The organism is Hyphococcus luteus, from assembly GCF_002943565.1.
Taxonomy (GTDB): domain Bacteria; phylum Pseudomonadota; class Alphaproteobacteria; order Caulobacterales; family Parvularculaceae; genus Hyphococcus; species Hyphococcus luteus.
In genome coordinates this window covers 235,385-260,888 of the sequence record NZ_PJCH01000011.1, presented here as the reverse complement: position 1 = coordinate 260,888, position 25,504 = coordinate 235,385, and the positions used below count along the sequence as shown (strand labels likewise).

Here is a 25,504-nt window from a genome sequence, read left to right as displayed (position 1 = left end):
CGATGTATTTCGGAAGGTTCTTCATCCCATGATGACGGTCAGAGAAAGCGTTTACGCATTTATGCGCGAGACCGGCCTGACGACGGTGTTCGGCAATCCGGGCTCTACTGAATTACCCTATTTCAAGAACTGGCCGGCCGATTTCGATTATGTGCTGGGGCTTCAGGAATCGGCGGCGCTTTCCATGGCCGACGGTTATGCGCAAGTCGCGGACAAGCCTGCGATCGTAAACCTGCATTCTGCGGCTGGCCTTGGTCACGCGATGGGCTCGCTGGTGACGGCTTACAAGAATAACACGCCGTTGATTGTCGTTGCGGGTCAGCAGGCCCGAAGCATTCTTCCTTATGAGCCTTTTCTCGGCGCGACTGATCCTACCGCTCATGTGAAGCCTTATGTGAAATGGGCTTGCGAGCCTGCCCGCGCGCAAGATGTGCCGAGAGCTTTTGCGCGGGCTTATTCTATCGCCATGTCCGCGCCCCGCGGTCCTGTGTTTATTTCCGTGCCAGTTGACGATTGGGATCAGCGCGCCGAACCTGTCCAGCCGGTCTCCCTATTCGGCGCGCCGGCGCCTGAGAAGGGGGCTGTCGCGCATGCCGCTGATCTGCTCTCAAAGGCGCGCTCGCCCGTGATCGTCAGCGGGCCGGAAGTCGATCGCGCCGGCGGCTTGGAGGCTTTGGTCGCGCTGGCGGAGAAGCTGGCCTGTCCTGTCTGGGCCAGTCCCATGGCCAGCCGGATTTGTTTTCCTGAAAGCCATAACCAATTCGCGGGCTTCCTTCCCGCCCGCGAGGACGAGATCGTGGCTCGCCTGTCGAAGCACGATCTCGTCCTGGTTTTTGGCGCGCCGGCCTTTCAATATCATTTTCATGCGCCGGCGGCGTCGCCGCTGGGTGGGACTATCATTCAGTTTTCGGAAGACCAAAATACGACGTCATACACGCCGCGTGGCGTCGCTATTGTCGGCAATGTCCGCGACGCCTTGCTGACGTTTGACTCTATGGCGCCGGCGCGTCCGATTTTTAAACGCGCGCTGCGGGAGGCGCCGGCCCTGCGGCGCGGCGATGAACAAGCGTTGACGCTTCCGGCCTCCATCGACCTGATAGAAGAGCTTCGCCCGGAGTGCGCCAGGATTTTTGAAGAAGCGCCAAGCGCCCGTTCGGTTATTCAGGCCCGGCTGCGAATGAATCATGCCGCTTCATTCTTTGCAACAGCGTCAGGCGGGCTCGGTTTTGCGCTTTCGGCTGCGGTCGGCGCAGCGCTGGCGGACAGTTCCCGGAAAACGATTGCGCTCGTCGGCGACGGCTCTTCGCTCTATACGGTGCAGGCGCTCTGGACGGCGGCCCAGCGTAATCTTGATGTGGGTTTTATTATCCTGAACAATCAAAGTTACGAGGCTTTGAAGCATATTTCGGCAATGATGCAGACGCCTGCCGTCGGCGCCGATCTGCCCGGCGTGAATTTCACAGCGCTCGCACAAGGGTTTGGCGTTGCAGCATCGTCGGCGGAGACGGAGGCGGGCGCGCGCGTGGAACTGGAGAAGATGTTCAGTCTTAAAGGCCCTGCGCTGTTGGAGATGCGGGTCTCTTGAGCGTATCCCGTCAACGATCATGAGACGTTTTGAGGTATTTTATTAGCGGAGGGTTTTGGTTCATCGCAGCTCTGAGGAGGAGCGAAGATGAGACATAAATCCGGGCGTGAAGGATCGGCCGAAAAGACAGTCAAAACATCCGGCGGGTGACGCGCAAACGTCATGCGACAGCCACGCACTTTCTCGTTTAGAGCAATCACCACCTGCAGCAGGGAATGTGCTTCTACTGCTTCCTATATGATGCCGAAGCGGAATTTCAGCTTAGACAAAAGCTGCAATTGTTCAAATAAGCTATTGAAATAATTGGGTGCGGGGAGAGGATTTGAACCTCTGACCTTCAGGTTATGAGCCTGACGAGCTACCGGACTGCTCCACCCCGCGCCAACTTTGCTGACCGAACGAGAGACGGCGTATCAGCGTTCCCATCCGCATATGAAAGAGGCGCAACCGGCGCGCCCCGCGAATGGGAGAGCGGGGTATAGCGAAGCGCGCGCCCCGCCGCAAGGCCCGCGGCGGAATATTTCGCGCCCGCCTAAAGCGCTGAAATCAGGCCGATTCCGGCAGGTCCGCGGCGGTCTCGCGCACCAGCATGTCGACCACCTGAATATAGGCCTCTGGCTCGTCCGCGCCGTCGTCACGCGCCTTTTTAAAGGTTTCCACCTGACGGCAGGCGCTGGTGCCGCGTTTCAGGACCGTGCGGGCGTGCTGGACTTCCTTGACGCAGCCAAGCGCGGTCGCGTCCTCGGCGATCATTTCGAGCACTTCCTCGATCAGCGAGGCGAAGGGCAGGCATTCGCCGCGGCCGAGATCGATCATGCTCTTGGTGCAGCCATAGCGCTGGGCGCGCCAGCGGTTTTCCTCGAGCATGATGCGCGGATAAATCCGCCAGCGCATGTTTTTCTGTTTGATACGGGCGAGCATCCGCAAGATCGACTGATAAAGCGCGGCGATGCAAAGCGCGTCCTCGATCCGGGTGCAGACATCGGTGATGCGCATTTCGAGCGTCGGGAAGCGTGCGCTCGGGCGCATGTCCCACCACAGCTTTGTGGAGTCCTCCATGACGCCCGCATTCACGAGGCGCTCGATCATGCGTTCATATTCCGACCAGCTTTCATAGCGGTCGGGAATGCCGGTGCGCGGCATGGAATCGAAAATGCCGAGGCGCGAACAGCGCATCTCCATGTCGTGCCCGCCCCAGAAGGGCGAGGAGGTGGAGAGCGCCAGCAGAAGCGGCAGGAAATAGCGCGCCTGGTTGAGGATATCGATGCGCATTTCCTTGTCTTCGATGCCGGCGTGAACATGCATGCCGCAGATCAGCATGCGCCGGATGGCGCCGCCCATATCCGCATCGAGCAGGTCGTAGCGCGGCGCCGCCGTGTGTTTCTGCCGGCCCCATTGCGCGAAAGGATGGGTCGAGGCCGCCATCAGTTTCATGCCGTGCTTTTCGGCGGTGTTGATGATGACCGAGCGCAGCGCCGTGAGGTGATTGCGCGCGTCGTTGATGTCGGTGCAGACCGGCGTGCCGATCTCCACCTGGCATTTCAGGAATTCCGGCGTCACCCGCTCGCCGAGCCGGTCCTTGCAGTCTTTCATGAAGTCGGGCGATGGGTCGGGCACGAGGTCGCGGGTCTCGGGGTCAATGAGGAGATATTCCTCCTCGATCCCTAATGTCAGCGCAGGCATCATAATGGGCCCCTTTCCGACCGGTCGCCGGCCTAATCGCCGAGGCTGCGAACGCCGGCGCTCAGAATCTCAGCGATTTCCTCAGCACCCGTCTTGTCGCAGATCAAATCCTGACGCGCCTCAACCGTGATATGAGAAAGATTGCGCGGGTCGATATGGCGGTCAACGGAATAATTGAACTCCCTTGCGTCATAGGGTTCGTTGTCGCCGATGACCAAAGCGGTTTCCCGCCTTAGATAGTTAATCATTCCCTGGGCGGAGCGTTCGTCTTCGCGCCATAAAAGGCCGAGGCCCCAGGGCCGGTCCTCCGCCGCGCCGAGAAGGCGGTTGGTGAAGCTGTGAATGGAGATGACGAAGGGGGCGCCGGTCCGCGCGATCGCATCGTCGAGCGCCTTGTCCAGCCGGTCGTGATAGGGAACATGAAAGCGCGCAATGCGCGCCTTGCAGTCCGCTTCGCTCATCATCTGATTGCCGGGCACGGGGATCTGATCGCTCGTATGCGGGATGAGGTCGGGAGAGGTGGGCGCGCGGTTCGGGTCGATAACGAGGCGCGAAAAGCCGCAGTGGAAGAACGTCCCCTCAAGCGCGCGGGCCAGGTTTTCGGCGAGCGCCTTTGCGCCGATGTCCCAGGCGATGTGAGTCTCAAGAATGTCGTCGGGCAGGCCGAGCCGGTTCAGATCGTCCGGAATGGCGTTCGAGGCGTGGTCGCAGAAGATGAAGAAGGGCGCTTCTCCGAAATGCTCGGTGCGGGCGATGGTCTCGTCGGTCATAAGATCAAATTCTATCGCGGTTTCGGGTTCAGGGAAGGGGCCCTTGCGGGATGCTCGGAAGATTCACGCCAGTTCCCCAGCGCCAGTTGCTTGTCGGGGCGCCATCACCGGCGGAGATTCTTCCGTCTCCGATTCCCCACGGCTTGACCGTGGGGTCCGGCGCCAAACCTTGTGGACGCCAGGCTTAAAGCGTGGCGAGTCGAAAAAAGGCGGGCCAGAGTGTGTTGGCACCATATCTTCCCGTGGAACAATTTGCGTCATCTCGTTTTCATCTTCTTCTTTTTCTGGCGTCCTTGCTGGCTTTCAGACCGATTTGGCGCCATTTGCGTAAAAATGTTTCACGGGGGCTTTCGGTCTCCTTTCCGCCGGCGCAAGGACGAACTGCGCCTCATGGCTTTCATCGGCAGGACGCATCATAAGCCCGCCAGCGAGAGCGGGGACGAAATTTCATGGATTAAATTTTATCCCCGCCGGCGCGTTTGGCTTTATCCTTCGGCCCGCCCGGCGGCGGCTTGGCGAAACCCTTGTCGAATGCTGGACCCCACGCTTAAAGCGTGGGGAATCGGTGACGGGAAATTCCCGGTCCAGCAATGGACGACTCGCCACGGTTTAACCGTGGCGCCCATCTCTTGTTGAACGCCTCGCCGGCGCCGGTCACGCCTCGATAATGTCGACGGCGCCTTTTTTGAGTTTGAGCGCGATTTCGCCGCGCTTCAGCCTCAGCGCCGGCTCGCCGAAGATTTCCCGGCGCCAGCCGGCGAGGGCGGCGACGTCCGCCTCGTCGTCGAGGGCGATGGCTTCGAGATCGGCGCTCGAGGCGATCAGTTTCGGGGCCACGCTGAAGGCCTCGCATTGGCGCTTCAACAGCACCTTTAAGAGCTCGACCACGTCGGCGGGCGCCCTTTCGCGTTCCGGCTTGTCGATGCGCGGCAGGTCTTCGCGCGGGAGCTCGGCGCCTTCCTTGATGGTGTCGAGAATGGCGGCGCCGGCGCGTGAGCGTTCGAAGCCGGACGGGATGGAGCGCGCGCGACCGAGGCCTTTGGCGTCCCTGGGCTGAAGCCGCGCCAGTTCGAAAATCGCTTCGTCTTTAAGAACGCGGCTCCTTGGCGTGTCTTTGGTCTGGGCTTCGCGCTCGCGCCATTCGGCGAGTTTCATGACGACGCCCATTTCCTTGGGCCGCACGCCTTTCAGCTTCAGCCGCTTCCAGGCCTGTTCCGGTTTGACGTGATAGAGATCGCCGTTATTGAGCGCCTCCATCTCCTCTTCGACCCAGTGTTTGCGTTCGCGCTTTTCGAGGCTTTCGGCGAGGATCGGATAGGCCGCGCGCAAATGGGTGACGTCGGAGAGCGCATAGGAAAGCTGCGCCTCGGTCAGCGGCCGGCGCGCCCAGTCGGTGAAGCGCGAACCCTTGTCGATCTTCGCTTTCAGGAGCGTGCGCATCAGCGGCTCGTAGCCGATCTGGTCGCCGAAACCGCAGGCCATAGCCGCGATCTGCGTGTCGAACAGCGGCGCCGGGACTTCGCCGAGGAGCTTGTAGAAGATTTCGAGATCCTGGCGCGCCGCGTGAAACACCTTCACGACCTTTTTGTCGGAGAGGAGCTCGAGGAAGGGCGCAAGGTCGATAGCGTCGGCGAGAGGATCGATAATCGCTTCTTCGCCGTCCCCCGCCGCCTGGATGAGGCAAAGGATCGGCCAGTAGGTTTTCTCGCGCATGAACTCCGTATCCACCGCCACGAAGGGCTGCGCGCGCAGCGCCTTGGAGAATTTGGCCAAATCGTCGGTGGTGGAGATCACTTGCATGAACGGGGCTTCTATCGGCGTGCGCGGGCGGAGACAAGCGGCCTTCGGCGCCGCAAAAAACCGCGCCCCGGGAAAGGGGCGCGGTTTCCGTCTATCCTGTGGAAAACACCCGGGTTTGGAACGCCAGGGCGGGGGGCCTAAAGCCCGCAAAGGGAGGTCAGGGACTGGGCCGTGATGGCCACCGGCCCGGTTTTGAGCTCGGCGCAGACCGCCGCGTCCTGGGCGGCTTCCATCCGGCCCGAACTGAGGGCGGCGAGGCTCGCCCCGAACATTTTCTCCAGGGGCGATTTCGGGACCTCCGGCGGCAGGACCAGTTTCCAGTCATCGCCCTCCGCGCCGATTTCCCCGGCGATATAGGCGATGCTCTCCTGATAGGTCCTGGAGCCGTCGATATAGCCGCGGGCCTCCGCCGCGTCATTGGCGAAGATCATGGCGCCGTAATCGTCGACCAGCGCGTCGCGGTCGAGGGGACGGTATTGGGTCACATGATCGAGGAACTTCTCGTAAAATTCCTTGGCCGAGGCTTCGAGCAGGGTTTTCTCCCGCTCGGTCATGGGGCGGAAGGGGTTGCCGAGATCCTTGCCTTCGCTCGCTGCGATGACCGTAGATTTGACGCCGCCCCTTGTGGTGACGCCGCCGCGGAAAAGCCCGCCGTCGATCGCCACGGGGTCTTTATAATACATGAAATTGCCGAAGATCACGCCGACGCTGCCCACGAGGCTGCCGTGATCGGCGAAAATCTTGTCCGCTGCGGCGGTGGACCAGACCCCGCCGGAGGCGGACATCATGTCCACATGAGCGACGATCGGCTTGCCGGCTTCTTTCACGGCGAGGACGCCGTCATGGATCGCTTCGCTGCCGACGATGGTGCCGCCGGGCGTCGAGACGAACAGCATCACCGCTTTCACGTCATCGTCCTTGGCGGCTTTGAGAAGCTGCTCTTTGACCTTGTAGCCGTAAGTCAGGACCTGGATCGATGAGAAAAAGCCGCCATCGGTTTCGTCCGGCGCGTGGGTGAGGATCGGGCCGACAATGTCGATCCGCTCGATCGCGTTGTCGCTGTCCTTGTTTCCATAAATGGTTTTGGCGACCGGCTCCTTCTTGGCGGTTTTGCCGCCCGCGCCGGCGCCCGCGACGCAGCCGACCCCGCAGGAGACAAGTCCGATCACGAGAACGCCCCCGACGATCATCTTCACGACCATCCGGAAAAGGTCAGGTAACAGTGGCGGCCTTTCAGCCATATCGCCCTCCATTGCTGCAACAACGTTGTCTCATATGGGGGCATAAGGCGGCCCTATGCAATGTAAAGTCTATTTGACAGCAGCGGCGCTTTCCGCGGGGCCCGGGAATCCGGCGGGCGGGGGGCCAAAGCCGCCGCCCGCCCTTGACAATAAGGGGCTCTGCCGCCACTCCGACGCGACTGAATCATTTGAGGAAATCGATGCACGCCTATCGTAGCCACACTTGCGGAGAATTGCGCAAATCCGAGGTCGGCGAGACCGTTCGCCTGTCGGGCTGGGTCCATCGCAAGCGCGATCATGGCGGCCTGTTGTTCATCGACCTGCGCGATCATTACGGGCTGTCGCAGATCGTGGTGGAGCCGGAATCGCCATTCTTCGCGGAAGCCGAGAAAGTGCGCCAGGAAAGCGTCATCTGCATCGGCGGCAAGGTGGTGGCGCGCGACGCCGAGGTGGTGAACCCGAACCTGCCCACGGGCGAGGTCGAGGTGCGCCTTGAATCTTTCGAAATTCTGTCGGCGGCGGACGAGTTGCCGCTCCCTGTGTTTGGCGAGCCGGATTACCCCGAAGACATCCGGATGCGTCACCGCTATCTCGATCTGAGGCGCGAGACGCTGCACAGGAACATCATGCTGCGCTCCAAGGTCGTGCGCGAAATCCGCAACGGCATGGAGGAGGCGGGCTTCGTCGATTTCCAGACGCCGATCCTGACGGCGTCTTCGCCGGAAGGCGCGCGCGACTTCCTCGTGCCGTCGCGCCTGCATCCCGGCAAGTTCTATGCGCTGCCCCAGGCGCCGCAGATTTTTAAACAGCTGATCATGGTCTCGGGCTTCGACCGCTATTATCAGATCGCGCCCTGTTTCCGCGACGAGGATGCGCGCGCCGACCGGTCCGCCGGCGAGTTCTATCAACTCGATCTCGAGATGAGTTTCGTCGAACGCGAAGACGTGTTCGACGCGGTGGGCCCGGTGATGGAGCGCACCTTCCGCGCCTTTGCGGGCGAGCGCAAAGTGACGCCCTATCCGTTCCCGCTCATTCCTTACGACGAGGCGATGCTGAAATACGGCACCGACAAGCCGGATTTGCGCTGTCCCATCGAGATGCAGGTCGTCTCCGATCATTTCCGCGGGTCAGGTTTCAAGATCTTCGCGCAGATCCTCGAAGCCGATCCGGAAAACGAGATCCGCGCCATTCCTGCGCCAGGCGGCGGCTCCCGCGCTTTTTGCGACCGCATGAATTCCTTCGCCCAGAAGGAAGGCCTGCCGGGCATGGGCTACATGATCTTCGATGAAAACGAAGCGAAGGGCCCGCTTGCAAAGAACATCGGCCCGGAACGCTCCGAAGCCGTGCGCGCGCAGCTCCACCTGAAAGCCGGCGACGCCGCCTTCTTCCTCGCGGGCAAGCCGGAGGAATTCCTGCCGGTCGCCGCGAAAGCGCGCACCGTCATCGGCGAAGAGCTGGAGCTCACCCGCAAGGGCAGTTTCGAACTCGCCTGGATCGTCGACTTTCCGATGTATGAATGGGACGAGGAGAACAAGAAGGTCGAGTTCGGCCACAACCCGTTCTCCATGCCCCAGGGCGGCCTCGGCGCGCTCGAAGCGGCCAAGACCGACGACGAAAAACTTTCGATCAAGGCGTATCAGTACGATCTTGTCTGCAACGGCTACGAGCTCGGCTCCGGCGCGATCCGGAACCACCGCCCGGACGTCATGTACAAAGCTTTCGAGATCGCCGGTTACGGCAAGGACGTCGTGGAAGAGAAATTCGGCGGCATGCTGAACGCTTTCAAATACGGCGCGCCGCCGCATGGCGGCTGCGCCATGGGGCTCGAACGCATCGTCATGCTGCTCTGCGATCAGGAGAACATTCGCGAAGTGACGATGTTCCCCATGAACCAGCAGGCCGAAGACCTGCTTCTCCATGCGCCCATCGAGGCGACGGAGCAGCAATTGAAGGACGTCCATGTCCGTGTCGTCATGCCGATTACGGAGAAGAAAGACTAAATTCGCTTCAGGTAACAGGGATGCGTAATGATTAAGATCACAAGCGATTTCGACAGCGGCAACATCAACTGCCTCGACGCAACCGACGCTTCGAACATCCAGCTTGAGATCAAATCGGACGGCAAGGCGGACTTCTTTCAGTGGTTTTTCTACAAGGTCGAGGGCGCCGGGCGCGCGCCGCTCGCCATGCGGCTGAAAAACGCCTACGCCGCGTCCTATATCGGCGGCTGGAAAGATTACCGCGCTGTCGCCTCTTACGATCAGGAAAACTGGTTCCGGGTGGAGACGAGTTTCGACGGGCGCGAGGTCGTCATCCGTCACACGCCGGAACAAGAGCCGGTCTATTACGCCTATTTCGCGCCGTATCCGACGAGCCGCTACCGCACTTATATCGGGAACGTCAAAGCCGCGTCGCTTCTTACCCATGAGGTGATCGGCAAGACCCTCGACGGCCAAGAGATCGATTATTTCCGCGCCGGGGAGGGCCCGCGCCAATTCTGGGTGATCGCGCGCCAGCATCCGGGCGAGACCATGGGCTCGTGGTGGATGGAAGGGTTTCTGGAACGGCTGACGGACGAAAATGACGGCGCCGCGCAAGGCATGATGGAGAAAACAACGCTCCACATCGTTCCGTGCATGAATCTCGACGGCGCCAAGCGCGGGCATCTGCGCACCAATGCGGCGGGCAAGGATTTAAACCGCGCCTGGCGCAATGCGACCATGGAGGAAAGCCCGGAAGTTTTCCTCGTGCGCGAAAAGATGCAAGAGACCGGTGTCGACTTCTTCCTCGACGTTCATGGCGACGAGGCGATCGCCAACAATTTTCTCGACAGCGCCAAGGGCATCCCCGCCTGGGAGGAGCGCCACGAAAAACTCTTCAACCGCTATTCGGCGCGCCTTCTCGACATCTCGAAGGATTTCCAGACCAAGGAAGGCTATCCGTCAGCCGCGCCAGGCAAGGCCAATCTCGACATCGCCAATTCCTATGTGGGCGAGACCTGGAACTGTCTTTCCATGACCCTCGAAATGCCGTTCAAGGACGCCAATGTGAATCCGGACCCGGTTTATGGCTGGTCTCCGGCCCGCTGCCGCCATTTCGCCCGCGAGCATCTCGAGGTGATGGCCGAAATCGCCGATATCGTGCGATAGAAAGCCCGCTCGGCTGGGAAAACCTCTCCTAGTGTCATCGCCGGCTTTATGCCGGCGATCCAGAGCCATTAAAGACTGGATTACCGGGACAAGCCCGGTGATGACACACAAGGGGCTTTGGCTGGCCTCAGGCCAGCCGCCAGCGCCCTTTTACCGCGCCTGACATGGTCGAGAAGTCATAGCCTGTCCGGGGCAAATCCGGTAAAAGGACCGCAAAATCAAGGGCGGACCCTATGACCCCGGAAATCGGCCATTTTGCGTTGATCCTCGCTTTCGCGCTCGCCATGGCGCAATCCGTGGCGCTGTTCGCAGGCGCGCGCGGCGACGACGCCGGTTTTGCGGTTTTCGGGCGGCGCTCGGCGATTGTCGTCTTTGCGCTCGTCGCCATCGCTTTCGCGAGTCTGATGCACGCTTTTGCGGTTTCCGACTTCTCGGTCGTCAATGTCTACGAGAACTCTCATTCCGCGAAACCCTTCATCTACAAACTGACGGGCACATGGGGCAATCACGAAGGCTCGATGCTGCTCTGGGTGTTGATCCTGACGCTCTTCAGCGCGGTCCTGGCGGCGCAAGGCAAGGCCGCGCCGCGCGACCTTCATCTCTTAACGCTGGGCGTTCAGGCGCTGATCATCAGCGCCTTTCTCGCCTTTATTCTGTTTACGTCCAATCCGTTCGAACGGCTGATCCCGGCGCCGGCGGACGGAACCGGTCTCAATCCCTTGCTGCAGGACCCCGGTCTCGCCATCCATCCGCCGTTTCTTTATCTCGGTTATGTGGGCTTCTCGATCCCGTTCTCTTTTGCGGTGGCGGCGCTGATCCGCGGCAAGGCAGACACGGTCTGGGCGCGGCTCGTCAGGCCATGGGCGCTCATCGCCTGGGTGTTCCTCACTATCGGCATCGCATTGGGAAGCTGGTGGGCTTATTACGAGCTCGGCTGGGGCGGCTGGTGGGCTTGGGACCCGGTGGAAAACGCCTCCTTTATGCCGTGGCTCGCCGGCACCGCGCTGATCCATTCGGTGCGCGTCGTCGAGCGCCGCGACGCCATGAAAGGCTGGGCGGTGCTCCTCGCCATCACGGCGTTTTCGTTGAGCCTTGTGGGGACTTTCCTCGTGCGTTCTGGCGTTTTGACGTCGGTTCACGCTTTCGCCGTCGATCCGACGCGGGGCGTCTTCATTCTCGCCATTCTCATCGCCGCCATCGGCGGGTCGCTGACGGTCTTCGCGCTGCGTGCAAATTCCCTGAGCGCCACCGGCGCCTTTTCGGCGGTGAGCCGCGAGGGCGCGCTTGTGGTCAATAATGTATTGCTGCTGGTCGCCTGCGCGGTGGTGTTTGTCGGCACCTTCTATCCGCTCTTCATCGATGTCTTGTCCGGCGACAAGATTTCCGTGGGCGCGCCTTACTTCAACATGATCTTCGCGCCGATCGCCTCGATCACCCTGGCGCTGGCGGCGGTGGGAACGCTCCTCGCCTGGAAGAAGGGCGATCTTCCCGCCAGCCTGAAACGGCTCATCCCCGCCGCCGGCGCGGCGCTCGTGATTGCGGTGCTGGTTCTCTTTCTGGCGGACCGCGCGCGCGTTTCCGGCGCTTTCGCGCTGGCGCTCGTCGTCTGGCTTGTGGGCGGCGCCGCCATCGACATTGCGGGCCGCGTCAAGCTGTTCCGCGCCCCGGCGGGCGACAGCTTCACCCGCGTCAAGGGCCTTCCGGGCGCCGCCTGGGGCGCGGCGATTGCGCATGGCGGGCTCGCGCTCTTCGCGCTCGGCGCTGCGGGCATCAGTCTCTGGAAATCGGAAACCGTCGTCCTCATGGCCGAGGGCTCGACGGCGGAAGTCGCCGGTTATGAAGTGACCCTCAAGTCGGTGGAGCCGTTTTCCGGTCCGAATTACGTTGCCGAGCGCGCCGACTTTGTCGCGCGCAAAAACGGCGAGACGATCGCGCTTTCAGGCGAGCGGCGCTTTTACCCCGTGCGCGGCATGGAAACCACCGAAGCGGCGATCCGCATGCAATGGCCCGGCGATCTTTATATTTCCTTCGGCGAGAACAAGTCGGGCAATGGCTGGCCCGTGCGCCTCTTCTTCAATCCCTTCGTGCATTTCCTCTGGCTCGGCGCGGCGGTGACGGCGCTTGGCGGGCTCATTGCCTTCGCCGACCGGGGCAAGAAGCCCGCGAAGCTGCGCCATCGCCAGCCTAAAGCCGTCGCGGCGGAGGCGGCGCCCGCATGAGACGCATCGTTTTCATCTTTCCGATTCTCGTCTTTGTCGTCGTCGGCGCCTTTTTCGCCTATGGGCTGACGCGCGATCCGTCGAACATTCCCTCCCAGCTCATCGATCGGCCCCTGCCGGAATTCGATCTTCCCGCCATTCAAGGGCTGCAAGACGGTCTGTCTACGGAGGACATCAAGGGCGAGGTCGCATTGGTGAACGTTTTCGCCTCCTGGTGCGTCAGTTGCCATATCGAGCACCCCGTGCTGATGGAGCTGACGAAAGCGAACGCCGTGCCGATTTACGGGCTCAACTGGAAAGACGCTCCCGGCGACGGCAAGGCCTGGCTCGACCGCTACGGCAACCCCTACAAGGCGGTGGGCGATGACCAGAAGGGGCGCGTCGCCATCGATCTCGGCGTCACCGGCGCGCCGGAAACCTTTGTCGTCGACAGGCAAGGGCGGGTGCGGTTCAAGGTGGTCGGGCCGATCACCGAACAATACTGGACCGACACGCTCCAGCCGCTGATCGAGGAGCTGCGCCGGTCATGAGACTGTTCTCCATTCTCGCGGCGTTCTTGTTCAGCGCGGCCGCGTTCGCCGCCGAGCCGGACGAATTGCTCGACGATCCGGCGCTTGAAGCGCGCGCGGAAAAGATCGACGCGCATTTGCGCTGCGTCGTCTGTCAGAGCCAGTCGATTGCGGAATCGAATGCGCCTTTGGCGAAGGATCTTCGCATTCTTGTGCGCGAGCGCATCGCCATGGGGGAAAGCGACGAAGAGGTCATGGATTATATTGTCGAGCGCTATGGCGATTATGTGCTGTTGAAGCCGCCGGTGCAGGGCAACACGCTTTTCCTCTGGGGCTTTCCAGCGGCGGCGCTTCTTCTTGGCGCGGCGGGCGCCTTTTTCTTCCTGCGCGGCAGTAAAAAACCGGCGGCTGCGTCGGCGCCTCTGTCCGAAGACGATGAAGACGCCGTCAATCGCATTCTGGACGAGCGCGGCTGATGCTCTGGGCCGTCTTTCTCCTCATCGCCGCCGCTGCGCTGTTCCTTCTGGTGGAGCCGTTTTTCCGCACGCCGAAAAAGGCCGATCATCTCGATGAAGAGGATTATCTCGCCGCGCAAGTGGCCGATATCGAACGCGACCGCGCGGCGGGGCTGATCACCGAAGAGGAAGCTGAGTCCGCAAGCGCCGAGGCGCGCCGTCGCCTGCTCGCCGCCCATCGCGCGTCGGAAAAAACGGCGCCCCATAAAACCGGCCCCATGGCGCGGCAGGCAAGCGTGATGCTCGTCGCTGCCGCGCCCGCCGTCGCCTTTGCGGTTTATTTTGCACTCGGCAACCCGGCGCAAAAGGAAACCGACGAGGGGATGCGTCTCGCCGCGCGCAGCCAGCCCCAGCCTGGGGCCGACCGGACCGGCGCCGGCGCGCGTCCGCTTGCGGAATCCGTGGCGGCGCTTGAAGCGCGGCTCGAAAAAGACCCGGACAATGTCGACGACTGGGTGTTGCTCGCCGAAAGCTACGCCAATATGAACCGCTTCGCCGAGGCGGCGGAGGCATTCGGCAAGGCGCGCGACCTTGCGCCGAACGAGTCTTACCTTCACGCCGCGGAAGGCGAGTCTCTCGCCATGGCGGCGGGCGGCGTCATCAACGCTGAAGCGCGCGCGGCGTTCGATCGCGCGCTGGAGCTCGACCGGCAGGAGCCGCGGGCGCGGTTTTATCTCGCCATCGCGGCTTACCAGGAAGGCCGCCGGGAAGACGCGCTCGATGCGCTGATCGCGCTTGAAAAAGACGCGCCGCCGAATGCAGGCTGGCTGCCCACCGTCCGCTCACAGATTGAAATGATTTCCGCAGAGCTGGGCCGTCCCGTCGCCGGCGCGCCCCAAAAAGGCGCCGACGCGCTCGAAGCGGAAATCGCCGCGGGCGACGCGCCTTATGAAAGCTGGATTGCGCTGATCGATGCTTATGCGGCGGCGGGCGAGACGGAAAAGGCGAAAGACGCAACAGCGCGCGCCAAAGAGCGTTACGCCGGCGCGCCGTTCGTGTTGCAGGAGATCGCCAAAGCTGAAGCCCGGATCGAAGGCGGCGCCTCCGCGCGCCGCGGGCCGACCACCGAACAGATGCAGGCCGCGTCCGATATGAGCCCGGAAGATCGCGAGGCGATGATTGAAGGCATGGTGGCGGGGCTCGCCGCGCGTCTTGAAAACGAGCCCGACGATCTTGAAGGCTGGACCATGCTGGCGCGCTCTTACGGCGTCATGAACGAGCATGAGAAAAGCGCCGAGGCTTTCGCGCGCGCCATTGAGCTGGCGCCGGATAATCTCGACCTGCGTCTTGGCCGCGCCGAAGCGTTGCTGAATGCGCTCAACGCCGAAGGAAAGCCCATCGACGCGGAAGCCGAAGCCGCCGTCGCGGAGATTGCAAAACGCGCGCCGGATCATCCTTTCGCGCTCTATTTTCAGGGACTCGCCGCCAGCCAGCGCGGGGATGCGGAAGAAGCGCGCAAATATTGGACGCAGTTGAAAGAGGCGATGCCCGAAGGCGCGCCGGAAACCGCGCAGATCCAGGACATGATCGACGGGCTTTAGCGCGTTCTGAAGATCAGACGTCTCACTCGGTCCTCATCCTGAGGAGCCCAATTTCCTCGTCCTTCGCGACATCGGACAAACATTCTGACGATGTTTGCCCGATCCTCAGGATGAGGAAATTGGGCGTCGCGAAGGATGGCACGTTCATCAAGATCAAGTCATCTGCATCGGAAAGCTTCAAAGGTCGATGGCGACGCCGCCATTGACCCGTTCCGCGGCGATCTTCCTGATCTTGTCGCGCAAGTCGGGATGGCGTTTGACGAAGCGGGCGAAGTCGCGCCGTTTCAGCGCCAGCAGCGTTGAAAAGCCGAGCGCCTCCACATCAGCGTTGCGCGGCTGGTCGGTGATGAGCGCAATCTCGCCAAAGAAATCGCCGGTGCCGAGCGTCACTTCGCGATCGTCGAGCATGACCCGCACCGCGCCGTCGGCGATGAAAAACATTTCATCGCCGATTTCGCCGCGCGTGATGATGCGGTCGCCGGGCGCGAAGAGCCGGGTTTTCAAAAGCCGTGCGATCCGCTTCTGGCGGCCCTTGTCGAGCTCGTCGAAGAAGGGAACCCTGGCGACAAGATCGGCCGTGTTGAGCTTCAGCTTCAAGGGCGGCAGGCGGCCTTCGCTCGCGCCCGCGCTTTCCAGACGCTTGACGAGATCGCCGTGAATTTCAGGCCCTATGATCGACTGGTCGAGGAGGCGGTCATAAGCGTCTTCCTCGAGCCGCAGACCGGCCAGCGCAAGGTCGCGCCGGTGCAGCGCCGCGGCGTAATCGGGATATTGCACGGCGAGGGCTTCGGCGTTTTGCGAGACGATGTTGAAGCGCTCGTCGAAATACTGCTGAAAGCGCTCTCGCGCATTCAGCGGCAGCAGCGCTTCGATCTCGCCGATCCCCTTTTCTTTCTGTTCGCGCAGCACCTGGCGGATGAATTCAAGCACGCCGAGGCGGCGTGAAAGCAGCGTCGCAAGCGGGCGCGTGATCCCGAAATTGCGCTGGGCCTCGAGCGCCATGCGGAAGCGTTTCCTGTAAGCAACGCCTTTCAGGGCGGCTTCGCGCCAGTTAAAGGGACCGTCCTTCAATTCGTCGACAATATCGTCGAGGCGGGCGAGGGCGTCCTGCAGCTGCGTCGTCGTTGTAAAGCCTTCGCCGAAGCGCGTCAGATACATCTGCCGTTCCTGGGCGAGGGCCATGGCGAGGCCGGTGCGCACCCAATCGTCGGGAGAAAGGTCGCCGGCGGCGCTTTTGCGCTGCGCTTCTTCAGCCGCTGTTTCGAAGCGTTTCAGCGCTGCGGCGCGTTCGGCTTCGTCGAAATCGTGAAATTCAGCGAAACGGTCGAGCTCGGCGGAGACGCTGTTGAGCGCGCTGGCGACGGAGCGGTCGCGCAGCGCCTGGTCGGCGGGCGACAGCTTGTCGAGACCGAAGACGCGCATGACGGCGTGGATGGTCGTCGCCTGAAACAAGAGCGTGAAGAGAACGTAGCTGGTGACGAGGACGCCGACAAAAGCGCGGCCCTCCGTCGGAATCGCCTGCGTTTCGAGGACGATCAGCGCCAGCGCCAGAGAGACCGCGCCGCGAAGCCCGCCCCAGAACATGATGGTCTGATAGCCGAGGCTGACTTTCTGTTGCGCGCCGAAACGATCGAGCAGCGGCAGCAGCACATAGAGGATGAAGGCGCGCGCCGCCGTCGCGGCGACGACCACGATGACGATGTCGTCGACATAATCGAGCACATGCGGGCCCAACATGCGCGGAATGGCGAGGCCGACCAGCATGAAGATGAGCGATGTCGCCCAGAAGCCGAGCTGATGCCAGGCGTGTTCGACCTCGACGAAGACCTGCGGCGGGATCATCCGGCGGCCGATGGAGCCGATGGTGAGGCCCGCCGCGACGACCGCCATGACGCCGGAGACATGAAGGAAATGCTCCGCGGCGACGAAGGCGACGAAGGGCAGCGTGACGGTGAGCGTCAGGATGATCATCGTATCGCGGCGGAACGCGCGCATCAGCCAGATGGCGGGACGGGCGACGACCACGCCCACGGCGACGCCGCCGAGAAAGACGACGAGAAAGTCGAGCGCGCTCGCCGCCACATCGGGGCTCGTTCCCTCGGCAAGCATGGCGATGAAAATCGACGAAATGACGATGGCGGTCGCGTCGTTGAACAGGCTTTCGCCCTCGACCAGCACGGTGAGGCGCTTTGGGGCGTTGAGGTCCTTGAAGAGCGCGATCACCGCCACCGGGTCCGTCGCGGAGAGAATGGCGCCGAGCAGAAGGCAGAGGACCAGCGCCATGCCGGAAATCGCCCAGATGGAAAGCCCGACAATCGCCGTAGAGATGAGGACCCCGACGACCGCGAGGAAAAGGATCGAGCGCATGTCCGCCATCAGCTTCCGCAAATCGAGCGACATGGCGCTTTCGAAGACCAGGGCGGGCAGGAAGAGAAAGAGAATGACGTCGGAGGTGATCCTGAGCCCGCCAATGGCTTCGGCGATCTGCATCCAGATCGGGCCGCCGCCATGGGCGCCCCCATGCTCAACAGGGGCGTGTGCGGCTTCTACAGCGCCGACGCCGAGATGCTGCGCCGCGAAGCCGAGCGCGATCCCGGCGACGGCGAGAAGCACCGTGTAAGGAATATTGCTCCGCCGCGCCACCGGCAACAGCAGCACCGCCAGCGTCAATACGGCCGCAAGTCCAAAGACTACGCCCCACATGGCCGTCACCCCATTTTCAAGCGCCGCGTTTCGCCCCTGCGGCGTCCCGCGCCGCCAAATTTACATGCCGGCGCGCCCCAAGATCAGTCTAGCCTATCGCCCGCTGCTTTTCACGGTCGTTTCCGTTCGCGCGCCCCGGGCTGTTTTCTCGACGTCGTCGCTCACGAAATAGGGCTCGCCATCCTCTTTCAGGAAAAGCCGCTCCATTTCCGGCCGGGTGAAGGGGCGCGAGCCGAAACGGCCGAAAACCGCCATCTGGTGCCCGGTTTCGTCCACGGCGCGGTCGCGGTCGAGGCCTTTCGAGAGCGCCAGCGCGGGTTTAGGCGTTTTCGCCCAGGCGATGATTTCCGGCTTCGGTTCGGGGGAGAAGCCGTAGAAATTGGGCTGCGATTCCGGGCTGGTGAGTTGCAGGACCTTAAGGCCGTTTTTCCCGTCCGCAACATAAGCGAAGAGCGAGGCGTTGGTGGTGGCGACGATCACGTCGCGCGCATCGCCCAGCGCGCCGCCGCCGGTAAAGGCCTGATAGAGCTTCGGCGTTTCCGGGTTTTCGATGTCGATAATGGCGAGACCTTGCGCTTTCGCCGCCACATAAGCGTAGGTGCGCGCAAGATAGATCTTCTGTGCGTCGGCGAGGGCAACGCTCGCGCCCTCGACAAGTTTGGGCTTGGCGAGATCGGTGACGTCGAAGACTTTCAAACCTTGCGCGTCTGTCACGAAAAGATAACGGAACTGCAGCGCGCTGGCGCGCATGCCGGCCACGGGGGTGACGCTTTCCGTTTTCGGATGGAGCGGATCGTCGAGATTGACGACGACGAGCCCGGCGTCCGCGGCGATATAGGCGTAAGTCCCGCCAAGCGTGATGTGCCGTGCGCCGTTTAAGACGCCGCCTTCGTTCCAGGTGAGCGCGCGCTTGAAGAAATTGTTGCGCGGCTCGCCGTCGGCCAGGGTGTTGATGTTGACGAGAATGAGACCTTCTTCGGCGTCGGTGATGACCGCGTAATTGTAGATCGGATGGATCGCTTGTTCGTGGTTGCGCTCACGTAAGTCTTCGGTGTTGCGCGCCGGATTAATCGGCTGGTTCGTCGGCAGAACCATGCAGGTCGCGTTCTCGGTCTTCACATGGGTGTCATGGCCGAGCGGCGAGAAGGGCGCCGTGATGAAGCGTTCCGAAAGGCCCTTATTGGCGATGGACGCCACGTCATAGGCGCGAAAGCCGCCCTTGCCTTCGGCGGCGTAGAGATATTCGCCGCGCAGTTGCAGGCAGTTGACGGCGCCGCCGGCGTCCTGGGTCACATTGGCGATTTCTTCCAAGGCGCCGGTCTCGCCGGAAAGCCCTTCGCCGAAGGTCTTGCCGCGGGTCCAGTTGACGAGTTCGCGGCCGTTCCGCTCCACATGGGCTTTGTAATAATCGGGATAGGCGTATTTATGGAGATAGGAGCCGAACACCGCTTGCGGCTCCTCCCATTCGGTGACGCGCACCGCCTCGATGGCGCCGTCGAGGCCCGTATAAGCGTGCATGCCGACAAAGTTCACGAAATTCGTGCCGAGCAGCATGAGCTGCGCCATGATGGCGTTGTTGTCATTATCGGCTGACAAATGACAGTCGGTGCAGGTCTTGGTCTCGGTTTTCCTGACCGTGTGGGGGAAGTGCGGCGCGAAGGCCTGGCTTGAAAAGCCGGCGGCGGAAATCGGCGGCTGCTGCACATAGATGCGTTCGCGATTGACGTTGGTCGACGACAAGACCAGCGCCGAAGACGAGCGGACCGGTGCGACGGTGTTGTTCTTGGTGTCCTGATGCTTGCCGAGCTGGAACATCTGGTCGCGCGCCACCTGCGGATTGTAGGTGGCGTAATTGCGCGTCTCGCCGCCTTCATATTTGTGGATTTCCGCTTTCCAGTTCGCCTCGATGGGCAGGTGACAGCCGCCGCAGGAGGTCGTCCAGGAAAGATGGCAGGTGTAACACTCCATCTCGTCGTCCTTGTGGGCGAGGTTGGATTTGTCGGACTTGACGCCCCAGGCCAGCTTGCCGTCGGCGCCCATGGACATGGTTTTCGCGCGCGCGGCCTTGGCGTTGTAATTGGGCGAGCCGGGCGTGACGCTGTCTTTGACCATCGAGACTTCCCATTCGAGATCGGGGTCGATGATCGAACGCTGGATCAGGACATTGCGTCCGCCGCGCTTCATCCATTCGAAGCGGTTGCGCCCGTCCGGGTTTTTCAGGACGGCGAGATCGCGGCCATTGGGGCCCGCGGCGGGGCCGGTGGTTTTGAGGTTCGGATAAGCGTCGACGGTGCCGTGACAATCCTTGCAACGGATTTCGACGGCGCTCGCGACTTCGCCATGGATATAGCCGTTGCCGTGGCTGTCCTGGGCGTAATGGCAGTCGACGCATTGCATGCCGACCTCGGCGTGGATCGACATCATGTGGACGGTCTTGCCGGGATTGGTCCCGGCCTCGACGAACTTGCCTTCGCCGTCCTTGCGCCATTTTTCGGGGTCGTCATTCGCAACAATGTTGCCGTCGGCGTCGAGAAGGTTGCCTTCGCGGTCGCGTTTCAGGATCGCGCGGAAGTTCCAGCCATGACCGTGATAATCGGCGAACTGCGTGTCGTTGAGCTCGGGGTTGAGATCGTAGACGTCGCGCAGGAAATCGAGATCCGCCCATTTGCCGCGCGGCGCCGCGCCTTCCGGGTTGCGATCGAGGACTTCGCGCTGCTCTTTAATGGTCGGGTATTTCTGTTCTTCCGGCCACATGAAGGGCGCGTCGGATTCGTAATCCCACATGGTGTAGCCGAGATACGTGTTCAGGAACATGTTCGGCTGGTGCATGTGGCAGATCATGCATTGCGAGGTCGGGATGGCGCGCGTGAAAGCGTGCTTTAAAGGGTGGCCGGGCTCGCCTTTCGGAATGGTCGGGTCCTTGGTGATGGTCTCGCCGTCGCGGCCATATTGCGCATAGGTGAGCGCATGGCGCGGTTCGCGGTCGTTCGCGTAAACTACATGGCAGGATGCGCAGCCCGAGGAGCGGTAATCGCCCGGATTGTCATTGGTGCCGAGGAACCAGGTGAACGGGTCGTTGAGGCGCGTCTTGTGAATATTCAAGACCGGGATCGCGACGCGCAGGCCGGTGCCGGGGCCGCGGTTCGACTGGCGGATGTCCGGGCGGCCCGGCTCTTCGAGACGCTGCAACTGGCCCGCGGCGTTGGGCAGGCCCACTTCGGCGAATTGCGTCAGGATGTTGCGCCCGCCGCGCTCGAAAACGCGGAAAATGTCCGCCGGCGGCAGGACATGCCAGGTGGGCAGCGGCGCGAGATAAGGCAGGGCGCCGCGCAATTGAGCCGCTTCGGAGGGCGCCGTCGGGCAGCCAAGGGGATGGTCGCCTTCCACCGGTTCGCCCGGGGAGCAGATCGCCGCCGGTTCGCCGTCGCGGGTGTAAGCCTCGCCGATCACATATTTCTTGAAAGGCAGGATGCCGTTGTTATAGGCGGCGCCGCCCCACAGCATGGCGCCCGTCGCCATCAGCGAGCGTTCCGAGGCGAGAATCTCGCGCATATGGCAATTGCCGCAGGCCTCGCGCGCCACGCGATAATCGGACGGGTTCACGAAACGGATGAATTCCGGCGACTCCTTATTGAGGAGCGCATAGGAATGTTTGGGATTGGCCGAATGCGGGAAATGCCAGCTTTCCGGATAGGTCGGCAGCACATGGGCGCGGTCGCGCGCGTTTTCGTAAGCCTCGCTCCCGCTCGTTAAACCATTGGCAAAGACGTCCGCGGCGCCGCCATGACAGTCGGTGCAGCCGATCCTGAGATCGGCGGCGGGGTTGTGCATGGTCGGCGCGTCCGTCGCCGTATGGCATGTGAGGCAGCCAGCGCTTTTCGCTTCGACGTCCGCTTGCGTCTGATAGACCGGCGTGGGCGGCGCCGTGACCCGCGAATAATCGCGCTCGACGGGCTTTTCTTCGCCCGATGCGAAGGCGGCGCCCGGGAAGAGTGCAAAAGCGAGGAGTATGGTCAGGAGCGCGCGCATCAGTAACTTAAGACCGCGTTGAAGAGGACGGAGTAATAAAGGTCCCGGTCCTCATTGTTGTCGTAAAGCGCGCGGAAGCCGTCGCCGGGCTCTAGCGCCGCGCCGGAAAGCCGGAAGACGATGTTCTGGATGAAATTTGGGCGGTAGATGATCGCGCCGGAATAATCCCAGCCGATGGATCGGTCGATCCCGCCCTGAACGCGCAGCGCCTCTATCGTATCGGTCTTGTGGAACCAGAGCCGGTTGAGGTTCACCGAAACGCGCAGTTCAGGAAGAATATCGAAATCGGCGCCGGCGCCGGCGAGGATGATCCCCGGATTGTTGAAATTGGACTGGCCCTGTTCCTTGGTCGATCTCAAATCCGGCAAGACGCTGTTGCGCCCGTTAAGCCCGATGACGCGCCCGCCGCCGATAAACGGCACGCTTTGCCTGATCCAGTAAGACGTGTCGGCGCCGGCGAATTGCGGGTTTTCGAAGATGGCGTCGAAGCCGTGCTCCGTATCGTCATACGGGTCGCCGTCGCCGCTGGCTATGAGGCCCGACAGGCGCACCCGGCCCCAGCCGCGATCATAAGACGGCTCGACCGCCGCAAAGAAAGAGCGGATTTTCGCTTTCTCGTCGGTGAAGATCGAATTGCGGTCTTCTCCGAGGGCGTAATAGGCCGACGCCGTGAGGTTGATGCGCCCGATGCGCCCGTCGGCGTTATAGCCGAGATAAACGACGTCATAGTCGCGCCCGCGCAAATTGCCGATCAGCGCCGGGCGCACGGGAAAGCCGTTCTTGTCGATCTCGATGTCGTCCGCCTCGCGATTGAGATTGTAAACCGCCGTCACCTGGCTGGTCATGCCGGGGAAGGGCAGGTCCTGGCGATAGAGATTGGCGAGGAAAACAAAATCGTCGCGGGGGCGGCGCGATACGTCATTAAGACCGGAATTTGTATCCTTCTCGACGCGCATAAAGGCGGCGAGATTGTACTGGAAGCGGTTATTGTCGCGATTGCCGAAAAAGCGGACGCCGAGCTGGTTGTCCTGGAAGAGGAAGCCGCGGAAGTCCGACGAAAAGGGCTGGATGCCGACGCGCACGGAATCGAAATCGTAGCGTTCGGAAACATTGCGCAGGTGATAATCGACAAAGGCTTCCTGCAGGCCGATAAAGCCGTCCTTGCGGTTCAGCTTCTCCGAGGGCTCCACATAGAGAATGCGCTTTTCGTTCACATGGGCGAAATTGAAATTGAAGACCGGCGTGACGCGGAATTCCAGATCCTGCGGCTTGTACGCCGTCGACCCCTTGATCAGCGAAAAACTGGTGATGAGGTTCTGATTAAAAGCGAAACTGTCGCTATCGCCGAAAACGTCGATGTCGCCCGCGTCGGTCGTCGTCTGCACGCCCACGGGGATCGGGAAGGACCGCGGCTCCACCACTGTGTCGGAAACGAGCGCGGCGACAAAGAACCAGTCATCGCCGAAGATGGGCCGGTCGCCCTTCAACGTGTTTTGATTGTAAGGGTCCCACCAGCGGGTTTTGACGAGCCCGAGAGTTTCCGCAAGGCGCCAGCGGTCGGGAATCGCCGGGGCGCATTCGGTGAACTCGCGGCCGTCGTCGCGGCAATCTGGGTAATCGCCAATGCGCGGCGGCGCCACGGCGCCGGGGTTTAAGGGGGCTTCTTCCTGTGCGAGCGCAGGCGCGGCAAGCGCGGCGAGAGAAAGGGATATGATGAGTTTGCGGATCATCATTTCCCCTGACAGACATTCTGTTCGTTCGAGCCGACGAACGGATTGAACGGACAATTAACGAAGCGCAGGCGCACCGGCGCCCCGTTGACGGAAATCACGATCTGATCGGCGCGGATCGCTTCGGGCGCGTTGCCGAGGGCGCCATTGAGGCGCTCGCCCGCGCGATGAACGCCGAGAAACGAGATCATGTCGTCCTGGTCGATGCCGTCGCCGGAAACGCCCACGCCGCCGATCAGCGTGTCGCCCCGATAGACCGGCACCGAGCCCGGGAAAATCTGAATGCCGTTCTGCAGGCGGTTCTGCACGCCCGCAAGCGAGGGAATGTCAGGCAGGCCCGTGCAGCCGATGGCCGTATCTGCGCCGCCGCCCAGCACATGAATCACATGCTCAAGGATGTTGTCGACGATCAAGGACGATTGAAGACCCGTGGCGAAGGGGCTCCATTCCGTGATGGGCAGCGACAGGGGGCCGTTGGCCGTCCCGACTTCGCCATCCGGGAAATAGGGACGCGAAAGATTGCCGCCGGAGCGGTCGGCGAAAGCGACGGTTCCGGTGAGCGCCGCCGGATCGGGAATGAAGTCGCGCACATCCTGCACATAGGAGGCGACCGGCTTCGTTGTATTGAACCCGGCGACGGCGGGGCCCGCCGTTCCGGTCAAATCCGAGGCGGCCTCGGCGCCGGAAAAGAACGCCGCCGTGCGCGCTTTCTGCAACGAGACATCCGTGCCGAAAATCGGCGCGTCGGGGCCGCGAATGATGCCGAGGATTTGCCCGTTCGTGTCGACGACCGAGATCGAAACCTGCGCGCGGCTTTCGAGCGGCTGGCGGATCTGTGCGCGCGCCGCGGTCATCACGCCGTAAGCTTCTTCGAGAATGGCGGTGACTTCTGCGGCCGTCAGCGGCGCGGCGACGCTGGCGCCGTCCGTGCCGCCGGTTGCGGGGTAGCGGTTCGTTCCCGCGCCGTCGGTGAGAACATAAATGTCTTCGTTGGAATATTCAGCAGGCGTCGCCGGACGAATGCCGGAGCTTTCGGCGCCGTAAGCCGTTCCCGCATAAACGCCGCCGCCGGACGCGCCGTCGAAATAAGCGGTGACGTCAGTCAAGTCGCCTTCGACGCCGGCGGCGATCGCCGCATAGGCCGGGGCCGAAGCGGGATCGCTCATCAGGTCTTCATTGCCCGCATCCGTGAAGCGCAGCGCCGTGCCGTCAACAAAGATGCGATTGGCGCGGATCTCTTTGGGCGCCGTGAAGCCGAATGCGCCCGCCCAGGCGATGGCTTCTTCGTCGCTTTCATCCACATCGAGAATGTTCGGGTCGAAGCCGTAATCGTCATCGGTGACGATGCCGATCCCGCCGACGACGGCGCCGTTCTTGTAGAGCGGAAAGCCGCCCGGGTCGGCGGAAAGGCCCAAAGGCGCGCGGTTCGGTCCGATCCCCGGCCCGCCCATGGAAAAGCGCGTCGCAAAATCGGAGCAGGGAAGCTGCGAGAACTGCACGCCGAAAAGCGGGCCGCTTTCAAGACCGGTTGTCGAGGGCGCGGGCGGAAAATGCTCCTGCACGATCTGGCTTGCTGTGCGTGAAGAAAACGCATTGCCGCCGGAGGACAGATAGGCGCCGGTAATGGCTTTCGAGATTGCGGCGAGCGTCGCCGGCACCTCGACGCCCTGCAGGCTCGTGTCGGGCGTTCCGGAAGGGCCTTCGCGCACGGTTGTTGTCGTGCGCGCGCCGTTCATGACGAAAACGCCGAGCACATTGCCGACGCGGTCGGTGACCGCGATGGTTGCGGGCGTCGAGCGGGCGTTCGCTTCGCCGACGGCCTGCGCAATGATGGTCTCGACCTCGGACGCCGTCAGGCTGCGGACGACCGGTTTGAAAAGCGGCGAAGAGGCGGGCGGCGCCGGCGGCGGCGTTCCCGGATCGGGCAAGGCGGTTTCTTCCGCGCCGCCCCCGCAAGCGGAAAGGCAGGCGCTGAGCGTCAGCGCCAAGAGGCCCGCCAAGAAGAGATGTCTTCCGCCCGTCATGCCTGT

15 protein-coding genes and 1 tRNA gene are annotated in these 25,504 nt (G+C 62.3%); 7 read left to right on the top strand and 9 right to left on the bottom strand.

Annotation, left to right across the window (positions count from 1 at the left end; all coding sequences use genetic code 11):
• Positions 1-28: 28 nt before the first annotated feature.
• Positions 29-1,585 (top strand): benzoylformate decarboxylase, encoded by a 1,557-nt coding sequence (gene mdlC / locus CW354_RS15435; RefSeq protein WP_104830985.1) that lies wholly within the window; start codon positions 29-31, stop codon positions 1,583-1,585.
• A gap of 304 nt (positions 1,586-1,889) precedes the next feature.
• On the opposite strand, the gene CW354_RS15430 is transcribed toward mdlC, so the two are convergent.
• From CW354_RS15430 to CW354_RS15410, 5 genes are all read right to left on the bottom strand, one after another.
• Positions 1,890-1,966: transfer RNA gene (locus CW354_RS15430), tRNA-Met, on the bottom strand.
• Between the two features lie 165 nt (positions 1,967-2,131).
• A complete protein-coding gene (locus CW354_RS15425) occupies positions 2,132-3,274 on the bottom strand; it encodes a carboxylate-amine ligase (RefSeq protein ID WP_165793768.1) in 1,143 nt (380 codons plus the stop codon).
• A gap of 26 nt (positions 3,275-3,300) precedes the next feature.
• The gene (locus CW354_RS15420) at positions 3,301-4,038 is read right to left on the bottom strand and encodes an N-formylglutamate amidohydrolase (RefSeq protein ID WP_104830983.1); all 738 of its coding nucleotides are present in this window, start codon (positions 4,036-4,038) and stop codon (positions 3,301-3,303) included.
• 654 nt (positions 4,039-4,692) lie between these two features.
• On the bottom strand, positions 4,693-5,838 hold the full coding sequence (gene rnd / locus CW354_RS15415; protein WP_104830982.1) for a ribonuclease D: 1,146 nt from the start codon (positions 5,836-5,838) through the stop codon (positions 4,693-4,695).
• 137 nt (positions 5,839-5,975) lie between these two features.
• Positions 5,976-7,079, bottom strand: coding sequence for a S49 family peptidase (locus CW354_RS15410; protein WP_165793750.1), 1,104 nt, complete (start codon positions 7,077-7,079; stop codon positions 5,976-5,978).
• Between the two features lie 200 nt (positions 7,080-7,279).
• On the opposite strand from CW354_RS15410, the gene aspS reads away from it, so the two are divergent.
• The 6 genes from aspS (at position 7,280) to ccmI (ending at position 15,012) form a co-directional block, all read left to right on the top strand.
• On the top strand, positions 7,280-9,079 hold the full coding sequence (gene aspS, locus CW354_RS15405; protein ID WP_104830980.1) for an aspartate--tRNA ligase: 1,800 nt from the start codon (positions 7,280-7,282) through the stop codon (positions 9,077-9,079).
• A gap of 27 nt (positions 9,080-9,106) precedes the next feature.
• The gene (locus CW354_RS15400; RefSeq protein WP_207764842.1) at positions 9,107-10,228 is read left to right on the top strand and encodes a M14 family metallopeptidase; all 1,122 of its coding nucleotides are present in this window, start codon (positions 9,107-9,109) and stop codon (positions 10,226-10,228) included.
• Between the two features lie 233 nt (positions 10,229-10,461).
• On the top strand, positions 10,462-12,447 hold the full coding sequence (locus CW354_RS15395) for a heme lyase CcmF/NrfE family subunit (RefSeq protein WP_104830979.1): 1,986 nt from the start codon (positions 10,462-10,464) through the stop codon (positions 12,445-12,447).
• Positions 12,444-12,977: a DsbE family thiol:disulfide interchange protein gene (locus CW354_RS15390; RefSeq protein WP_104830978.1), complete on the top strand. Its 534-nt coding sequence runs from the start codon at positions 12,444-12,446 to the stop codon at positions 12,975-12,977. Before CW354_RS15395 ends, CW354_RS15390 begins: the two co-directional genes overlap by 4 nt.
• Positions 12,974-13,432: a cytochrome c-type biogenesis protein gene (locus tag CW354_RS15385; RefSeq protein WP_104830977.1), complete on the top strand. Its 459-nt coding sequence runs from the start codon at positions 12,974-12,976 to the stop codon at positions 13,430-13,432. The genes CW354_RS15390 and CW354_RS15385 overlap by 4 nt, the downstream gene beginning before the upstream one ends.
• The gene (gene ccmI, locus CW354_RS15380) at positions 13,432-15,012 is read left to right on the top strand and encodes a c-type cytochrome biogenesis protein CcmI (protein WP_104830976.1); all 1,581 of its coding nucleotides are present in this window, start codon (positions 13,432-13,434) and stop codon (positions 15,010-15,012) included. Before CW354_RS15385 ends, ccmI begins: the two co-directional genes overlap by 1 nt.
• Before the next feature lie 177 nt (positions 15,013-15,189).
• On the opposite strand, the gene CW354_RS15375 is transcribed toward ccmI, so the two are convergent.
• The 4 genes from CW354_RS15375 to CW354_RS15360 all read right to left on the bottom strand — a co-directional run bounded on the left by CW354_RS15375 (position 15,190) and on the right by CW354_RS15360 (position 25,498).
• Positions 15,190-17,715, bottom strand: coding sequence for a cation:proton antiporter (locus CW354_RS15375; RefSeq protein WP_104830975.1), 2,526 nt, complete (start codon positions 17,713-17,715; stop codon positions 15,190-15,192).
• Between the two features lie 93 nt (positions 17,716-17,808).
• On the bottom strand, positions 17,809-21,744 hold the full coding sequence (locus CW354_RS15370; RefSeq protein WP_104830974.1) for an LVIVD repeat-containing protein: 3,936 nt from the start codon (positions 21,742-21,744) through the stop codon (positions 17,809-17,811).
• On the bottom strand, positions 21,744-23,474 hold the full coding sequence (locus CW354_RS15365) for a hypothetical protein (RefSeq protein WP_104830973.1): 1,731 nt from the start codon (positions 23,472-23,474) through the stop codon (positions 21,744-21,746). Before CW354_RS15365 ends, CW354_RS15370 begins: the two co-directional genes overlap by 1 nt.
• Positions 23,474-25,498: a heme-binding protein gene (locus CW354_RS15360; RefSeq protein WP_104830972.1), complete on the bottom strand. Its 2,025-nt coding sequence runs from the start codon at positions 25,496-25,498 to the stop codon at positions 23,474-23,476. The genes CW354_RS15365 and CW354_RS15360 overlap by 1 nt, the downstream gene beginning before the upstream one ends.
• Positions 25,499-25,504: the final 6 nt, after the last annotated feature.